The sequence below is a fragment of the Pseudoalteromonas sp. MB41 genome, from assembly GCF_020966275.1.
In the GTDB taxonomy this organism is placed as follows: Bacteria; Pseudomonadota; Gammaproteobacteria; order Enterobacterales; family Alteromonadaceae; genus Pseudoalteromonas; species Pseudoalteromonas lipolytica.
Genome location: NZ_JAJJZF010000049.1, coordinates 1 through 7,346, shown reverse-complemented (window position 1 = coordinate 7,346; position 7,346 = coordinate 1). Strand labels below are relative to the sequence as shown.

Below are 7,346 nucleotides of genomic sequence, written 5' to 3'. Positions count from 1 at the left end.
CGCGCACTGGAAGACGACCTGATCCCCCAGACATCGCAGGATACCTTGCTGGCCTCATCAACACTGGACAGACTAAAACAGCCCGCAGAGTTATTGTTACAGGAGAAACAACACCGGCTGGAAAGTGCACTCAAAGACGTTGCTCTCCATATTGATGAGGGAGACAATCGAAATGTGATCATGAAAAATCGTACCGGTACCCGCTGGCGTCTGCCGACCAAAAGCGCTACATCTCTGGTCAACAATCCCTTTTTTAAGCGAATGCAACCGGTCGATATCGCGGATGTACTGCGGTATGTAGAGCGCGAAACCGGGTTCATGAAATGTCTGACTCATGTACTTCCGATACAAAAACAAGGGTTCACTCATCAGGATGATTTACTGGCCATTCTGATTGCCAACGCCACTCACCGTGGTGTGTATGGCATGGCGCAGATCTCCGATCGAAGCTATGAACACCTGAGTACGGTGCAGGCCAACTATATCCGGCCTGAAACGCTGCATGATGCCAGCGATGTGATCAATAATGCGGTTGCAGCGCTACCCATCTTCCGCCACTACCATATTCAGGAGGACCAGCTGCATGCCAGTGCGGATGGTCAGAAATTCGAAACCCATCTGGAAACCTTTAAAACCCGGTACTCCTCTAAGTATTTCGGCACCAACAAAGGGATCACGGCCATGACACTGGTGGCCAACCACAGCGCCCTCAATGCTCGGATCATCGGTTCCAACGAGCACGAATCACACTATATTTATGACCTGTTACAATCCAACAGCAGTGAAATCAAACCTGACGTACTCTCGACAGATACACACGGTGTCAATCATGTTAACTTCGCCTTACTGGATCTATGCGGTTACAGTTTTGCACCGCGATACGCGCAGTTCAGTAGTGTCATCAATGATCTGTTTGACGTAACTGAAAATGAACACGGCGGCACCAACCTTGCCCTGAAAAAGCCCATCAGGACGAATGTCATCGAAACGGGATGGCAGGATATTAGGCGCATTGTTCTGTCACTTCAGACAAAGCGAACGACACAGGCAATGCTGGTAAGAAAGTTGTCTGGTTATCCTTCGGGGCACCCGACATTACAGGCGCTGACGGAGTATAATCGACTGGTCAAAGCGCAATATTTACTGGATTACATAGACAATGCCAGTTTGCGGCAGTACGTTCAGCGTGCCCTTAACCGGGGAGAAGCGTGGCACTTCCTGAGACGGGCTATTGCGTCGGTGAATGGCGATCAGTTCCGAGGCAAAAACGAGAGTGAAATCGCTATCTGGAATGAATGTGCAAGATTGCTTGCCAACGCGATCATCTACTTCAACTCCGCGATACTGAGTCATCTGCTGGGACACTTTGAAGCGAGAGGAGATGAAGAGAAAGCGGGTATCACTCGTGCTGTTTCGCCCGTTGCGTGGCAAAATATCAACTTAAGCGGAACGTATAACTTCACTAATACTGGGAAATTGCCCAATATTGGCGAAATAACAAGGCCGATAGTGGATGATTAGGCTCCAAGCTGAAAGTAAACCACCTCCGCAGCCATTTATTGGTGTAGTCTACAGAGGATTATGTCTTTTTAGAGGGGGAAATCCCCAGAACCCCAATTAGGTGTATTGAAAGGTATGGCATCAGCGATGACATTGTCCATATTGACGATTATGCTAAGCACTTATTTCGATCCATTCTCCAATGCCTTAATCGGCGATATTCAGGGCAGGTTTGACGTGCTAGGGCTATCCATTATTCTGCCTACTGGATTTCTGCTGGTGTCAATCGGTCGATTGGCTAAGCTACGCTTTTTTAGTCCTGATGATATTGATGGTAGTGGGTTAACACGGGGTTCTGAAAATGCTTTAGTCCTGCAAAGCCTGCTACAAAATACCTTAGAGCAGTTTGTTGTTGCCATCATTGTATACACAGCATGGTGCTTGGTAATGCCGGTTTCTGTTTTATCCGCAATACCTTTGTGCTCGGTACTTTTTGCATTGGGCCGTACGTTATTCTTTAAGGGTTATAAAAATGGCGCTGCAGCCAGAGCGTTTGGTTTTGCAGTCACTTTTTACCCGACACTTGTGTTGTTTGTGATTTTTGTTATTCACACACTATGGAAAATAGTAAGCTCAAACTGACTGTAAAAGATGTTTTAAACCTGAATTCAGTTCGCCGCAGTGTTGAGTGGCGATGGGCAACTGAACAATTACACACCACATGTGGAGGTCTACATGAAACGCGTTACTGGTATAGGCGGTATTTTCTTTAAAGCGAAAGATGCACCTCAGTTACAAGCTTGGTACAAACGTCACTGGGCATTGATGTTCAGGCTTGGGGAGGTACCGCATTCAGTTGGTCAGACTCGGACGGCAAGCCCGTTGGTGGAACGACTGTCTGGTCTGTTGGGTCTCAAGACGGCGAGCAGTTTAGCCCAAGCAATGCTTCATTTATGATTAATTACCGCGTAGATGATCTTTATGCGTTAGTCGATGTGCTCAAAGCTGAAGGGTGCAATGTTCTCGATAAGATTGAAGACTCTGAATATGGTAAGTTTGCTTGGGTCATCGATCCAGAAGGAAATAAAGTTGAATTATGGCAGCCACCTGCCGGTCAATGACACTAGCTTGTGGAAGTAAACGGCCAGATAAACAATAAGGTTTATAGGTCGTCGATTGCCATAATAGGCATGTATTGTTACCCTTTGATTGAAGAGCCTTAGGTCTCTGTGAGGCGCTCTGTTTGACCAAGTCAACGTGCGTTTTCATCAGTTTTTGCCTGATTTTTATGTTTAGCCATTAAGGATTTTATGCGTAATACGCTGTTATTAACCTGTTTTTTAGTGTTGGGTTTGAGTGCCTGCACTCAGTCAAAATTGGCTTCTGCGGATCGTTCTAAAGTCGAAAGAAACGATATTTATCAACCATTAGGTGAAAGGTGTGAAGATGCCAAATATCAACTTAAACAAACGGTCGAAGAAGGCCAACTATCTGATTTGAAAGAATTAAAGCGTAATATTGAATTGTACTGTGTTTGGCGCAGGAATTAGTTTCATCGCTATTACTGCCACAAGTAAGCCGTTAATATCAGGGATCGTTAACGTAATTGGCCTAGCACTGGGCGTTTTGCTGAACTAGATGATTTGCTCGACACGGTTATCGGCAGATATTGATTAACACATGAGCCAATGAAAAATGGACATCCCAAGCCATTCCCCAGCGGCATAGTTAATCTTACTTGAGATCCAAGCTATTATTTTTTAAGGTGTAGTACCATGTTATTAGCCCAATATAAGCAAACACGGCAATATACTGAGTCGCTTTGCGCCCCGCTCAACGTAGAAGACTATATTCCTCAAGCGGTTGATTTTACTAGTCCGCCCAAATGGCACTTAGCCCATACAAGTTGGTTTTTTGAAGAGATGATCCTGACTAAGTTCGTGGCGGGTTATGCGGTACTAGATGGGCATTTTACTTTTTTGTTTAACAGCTATTACCAAAGCGTCGGCGAAAAAGCCGTACGCGCCCAGCGTGGCCTTATCACGCGACCTACTGTTGAACAGGTTTATCAATATCGTCATTATGTCGACGAGCACATGGTACGTTTGCTCAGCACTGATGTCAGTGATGAAATTAACGCCCTGGTGACCTTAGGTATAAACCATGAGCAACAACATCAAGAACTGTTATTAACGGATTTAAAATACACCCTGTCGTTAAATCCTATCTACCCTGTGTATCGACCAGATTTTAATCTGGTAAGCCAATGCAGTAACGCTGTCGAAACCCCTGAGCAATGGTTAAGCATTGATGAAGGCGTTTATGAAATAGGCCATGCAGACGAGAGTTTTTGTTTTGATAATGAAAGAGGGCGACATAAAGTTTACTTGCAGCATTTTGAGATTGCGGCCTGTTTGGTGACTAATGGTGAGTATATTGAGTTTATTGAAAGCGGCGGTTATACCACTTTTAACTATTGGTTAGACGATGGCTGGACGTGGATAGAGAACAAGCAAATCACGTGTCCTTTGTACTGGAAATGTGTGCAAGGTCAGTGGTATTACTTTACGTTGGCGGGGCTGAAACCCATTGATAAACAGGCAAGCGTGTCGCACGTTTCGTATTACGAAGCTAATGCGTTTGCTAACTGGAAGAAAATGCGTTTGGCCACTGAGTTTGAATGGGAAGTCGCCTCAAGCCAGTTTACGTGGGGCCAGCGCTGGGAATGGACCTCATCGGCGTATTTAGCCTATCCGGGCTTTAAAGTGAGTGATGGTGCCGTGGGGGAGTACAACGGTAAATTTATGGTGAATCAAATGGTGTTACGTGGTGCGTCTGTTGCCAGCGCAGAACAGCATTCGAGATCCACGTACCGAAACTTTTTTCAGCCACATTTTCAGTGGCAATATTCTGGTATCCGCTTAGTTAAATAAGCAGGTCAGCTTAAATGATAACCAAGAGACAAATAAGATGATTGAAGAGTTCGCGAATAACGTCGATGCTGGCTTGAGTCAAAGTGAAAAAACGCTTCCGTCTAAATATTTTTATGATAAAAAAGGCGACGCGCTTTTTGTGCAGATCATGAAGATGCCCGAGTATTATTTAACCCGCTGCGAAATGGAAATATTTAGCACGCAAACCTTGGCTCTCATCGAGTCATTCCAAGCGGATAAAAACGTTTATTTTGAGTTAATTGAACTCGGTGCCGGGGACGGTAGTAAAACGCGTAAACTGCTTGCAGCCCTAAGTGATGAAGGGTATCAATTTGATTACATGCCAGTTGATATTTCTCAAAATGCATTAGATCAACTCGAAAAATCATTACAGCAAGCCTTGCCCCACGTATCTGTTATACCAAAACATGGTGATTATTTTGATATGTTGGGCTCGGTAAAAGACAGTCATCATCCCAAAATTGTACTGTTTCTAGGTTCAAATATTGGCAATATGTCAGACGCCATCGCCAGTGATTTTCTTTATCAACTGGGCGCCAATTTAAGCAAAAATGACAAACTGTTACTGGGCACAGATTTGATTAAACCGGCTGATATTGTCTTGCCAGCTTATAACGATGAAAGCGGTATCACGCGTTCGTTTAATATCAACCTTTTGCATCGTATGAATGCTGAGCTGGGGGCCAATTTTGACCCGGGTGGATTTGCACATGCGCCTGAGTACGATGAAAACGAAGGCATAGCTAAAAGCTATTTATTGAGTGGATGCGATCAATCCGTCGACATTAATGCCATCGGAAAAACCTATCATTTTCACGCCGGTGAAAAAATCCACACCGAAATTTCGCGTAAATATAATGATGAGATTGTCTGTGGGTTGTTACAGCAAACTGACTTTTCAATCGCGGCCAAGTTTACCGATAAGAATCATTACTTCGCAGATTATTTGTTGAACAGAAATTGATACATATCGTCTATTTCTGTTCAACAAATCTGGCAAACGTATTTGCATAGGGTACTTGTTATCCCTATAAAAAAGCTTCGTTGCCTGCCATAAATTACTATTTTAAGGCGTTTAGCGAAACGTTATTCATGGGGCGATTCGCTAGCTTCTTTATTGTCGGCTGATTTATTTTGGCCGCCAGACATAGGCTCTATTTCAAGCACAGGATATCCACGAACATAGGAGTAATCTGTGTCTTTTGCCGGTACATGGCAGCCTAAACAATCGGTTTTATAGTCGGTGGTTTGCAGTTTGGGTTTATCACCTGCGGCATAAAATGCCCAGCCCCAACCATCCCCCCACAACTTACTTTCTGGGAATCGACCTTTGCTATCTTTAATCCAAACAAACCAACCTTTGGTTTTGGTCGCATAGGAAATGCGTCCAGTGGTTAAGTTCTCTGTGTCTGTCTCAAGCACTTCTTTTACGAGTATTGCTGCATCAGGGTACGCATTATTTTGTTGATAGTATTCAACTGTGCCTGGGCTGGCATAAACAGTATGCATTTCATGGGAGCCATTTTTATCCGCTGCAAGACCGGAAAAAGCACCAAGAAACTCCCAACTCCTGAAGTTTTCTGGTAACTGTGGTATCCCATCATCGTCAACTACATCGTCCAGTGTAACGGCACTGGAAGCAGCTGTACATAGGGCAAAAATAGTTGCGATTAAGGTGGTGCGTAAAGTGAATATAGCCATGCTATGAGCCTTTATTTTATTTTTGAACGTTCATACCAATATAAACTCACTTCTCTACTTTATAAAGTTATTTTGGTATATTTATATAAAAACTAATTAAGAGTCGTAAAATCAATGGCCAGACCTAGAAAGTTTGATGAACAAACCGTGCTCAGCGGCGCAATGCTGGTTTTCTGGCAAAAAGGCTACGCGGCTACGTCCACTGAAGATTTAGAGCAAGCTACGCTAATTCGTCGTGGTAGCTTGTACAATGCCTATACCGATAAGCGAACACTTTTTTTTAAAGCGCTTGAACACTATGGCCACAAAGAAATTACCGAGGTGGTGAGCATTATGACAAGCGCTAAAAGTCTCGTTACCGGATACCAACAGGTTTTAGACAAAGCTATCGCCCACGCAAGTACCGATGATAGCACCTCAAGGGGATGTCTCCTTTGTGATGCCGCCAGTGAGCTGGGCGGGAAAGATAAGCTTGTCGCTGAAAAAGTGAATGAGTTGTTTACGCCTATGGCAGACGTTTTTTTAAAGCATTTTTCATCCGCAAAAAAACAGCATAGCGACGACGAACTAACCGCAAAAGCAGATGCCATTATGGGGTTCTGGGGATTTCCCCCTCTAAAAAGACATAATCCTCTGTAGACCACACTAATAAATGGCTGTGGAGGTAGGTTACTACTTATAAGTGTGGCAAATTAGGTAAATATCGTACATTTAATACGGAACAGCCCTGATATGGCCATCAAAAACGAAATTTCTATTCTCACGAGAGCAGAACAGGCAGATCTTTATTCCCCACCCATTTTTTCAATCGAAGAACAACGTCTGTATTTTTCTCTGAACGATGGGGAATTGGCAGTTTTTCGGTCAATTCGTCTCAGAGCTCATAGATGTTACTTTGTCGCGATTTTGGGATACTTTAAATCAAAGCCCGTCATCCTAGATATCGCTTACTCGCAGGTTTCTAAGGATTTAATGTTCATCAGTAAAGAGCTGCTTGGCGGCAAGGGGCTCAGACCATTCACTCCCTCACAAAAACAAAAAGATCGACTCTACGCAAAAGTATTAGACCTTGCTGGTTATCACAAATGGGACGAAAGTCAGCACTTCAATTCTCTTTTCGACCACCTTGTTCAGGTGGGCAATGCCTGGCTGGAGCCGCGTTACCTCTTTGATACTGCTATTGAATTCCTA

At 44.0% G+C, this 7,346-nt stretch carries 8 protein-coding genes and 1 pseudogene; 8 read left to right on the top strand and 1 reads right to left on the bottom strand.

Features of this window, described 5'->3' with window-relative positions; genetic code table 11:
* From LPA49_RS21970 to LPA49_RS21945, 6 genes and pseudogenes are all read left to right on the top strand, one after another.
* Positions 1 to 1,521 (top strand): annotated as a pseudogene (locus LPA49_RS21970) (Tn3-like element ISShfr9 family transposase); the annotation flags it as partial.
* A gap of 114 nt (positions 1,522 to 1,635) precedes the next feature.
* On the top strand, positions 1,636 to 2,142 hold the full coding sequence (locus tag LPA49_RS21965) for an MAPEG family protein (RefSeq protein ID WP_069949011.1): 507 nt from the start codon (positions 1,636 to 1,638) through the stop codon (positions 2,140 to 2,142).
* A 311-nt stretch (positions 2,143 to 2,453) separates the two neighbouring features.
* Positions 2,454 to 2,621, top strand: coding sequence for a VOC family protein (locus LPA49_RS21960; protein WP_230237764.1), 168 nt, complete (start codon positions 2,454 to 2,456; stop codon positions 2,619 to 2,621).
* A gap of 189 nt (positions 2,622 to 2,810) precedes the next feature.
* On the top strand, positions 2,811 to 3,050 hold the full coding sequence (locus LPA49_RS21955) for a hypothetical protein (protein WP_069949010.1): 240 nt from the start codon (positions 2,811 to 2,813) through the stop codon (positions 3,048 to 3,050).
* A gap of 225 nt (positions 3,051 to 3,275) precedes the next feature.
* Positions 3,276 to 4,433, top strand: a complete 1,158-nt coding sequence (egtB, locus tag LPA49_RS21950; protein ID WP_069949009.1) for an ergothioneine biosynthesis protein EgtB — start codon at positions 3,276 to 3,278, stop codon at positions 4,431 to 4,433.
* Between the two features lie 37 nt (positions 4,434 to 4,470).
* Positions 4,471 to 5,418: an L-histidine N(alpha)-methyltransferase gene (locus tag LPA49_RS21945; RefSeq protein WP_069949008.1), complete on the top strand. Its 948-nt coding sequence runs from the start codon at positions 4,471 to 4,473 to the stop codon at positions 5,416 to 5,418.
* Between the two features lie 122 nt (positions 5,419 to 5,540).
* On the opposite strand, the gene LPA49_RS21940 is transcribed toward LPA49_RS21945, so the two are convergent.
* Positions 5,541 to 6,155 (bottom strand): cytochrome P460 family protein, encoded by a 615-nt coding sequence (locus LPA49_RS21940; protein WP_069949007.1) that lies wholly within the window; start codon positions 6,153 to 6,155, stop codon positions 5,541 to 5,543.
* Between the two features lie 114 nt (positions 6,156 to 6,269).
* Between LPA49_RS21940 and LPA49_RS21935 the strand changes: the two genes are divergently transcribed.
* Together LPA49_RS21935 and LPA49_RS21930 are read left to right on the top strand one after the other, a co-directional pair.
* Complete coding sequence (locus tag LPA49_RS21935) at positions 6,270 to 6,794, top strand: TetR/AcrR family transcriptional regulator (RefSeq protein WP_230237763.1); 525 nt, start codon at positions 6,270 to 6,272, stop codon at positions 6,792 to 6,794.
* A gap of 93 nt (positions 6,795 to 6,887) precedes the next feature.
* A partial coding sequence (locus LPA49_RS21930; protein WP_230237762.1) for a DUF4158 domain-containing protein occupies positions 6,888 to 7,346 on the top strand: 459 nt, incomplete at its 3' end.

Excerpts from the sequence above, each read along its gene's own strand:
- LPA49_RS21965 (WP_069949011.1), top strand. The coding sequence starts at position 1,636 with ATGGCATCAGCGATGACATTGTCCATATTGACGATTATGCTAAGCACT.
- LPA49_RS21960 (WP_230237764.1), top strand. The coding sequence starts at position 2,454 with ATGATTAATTACCGCGTAGATGATCTTTATGCGTTAGTCGATGTGCTC.
- LPA49_RS21955 (WP_069949010.1), top strand. The coding sequence starts at position 2,811 with ATGCGTAATACGCTGTTATTAACCTGTTTTTTAGTGTTGGGTTTGAGT.
- egtB (WP_069949009.1), top strand. The coding sequence starts at position 3,276 with ATGTTATTAGCCCAATATAAGCAAACACGGCAATATACTGAGTCGCTT.
- LPA49_RS21945 (WP_069949008.1), top strand. The coding sequence starts at position 4,471 with ATGATTGAAGAGTTCGCGAATAACGTCGATGCTGGCTTGAGTCAAAGT.
- LPA49_RS21940 (WP_069949007.1), bottom strand. The coding sequence starts at position 6,155 with ATGGCTATATTCACTTTACGCACCACCTTAATCGCAACTATTTTTGCC.
- LPA49_RS21935 (WP_230237763.1), top strand. The coding sequence starts at position 6,270 with ATGGCCAGACCTAGAAAGTTTGATGAACAAACCGTGCTCAGCGGCGCA.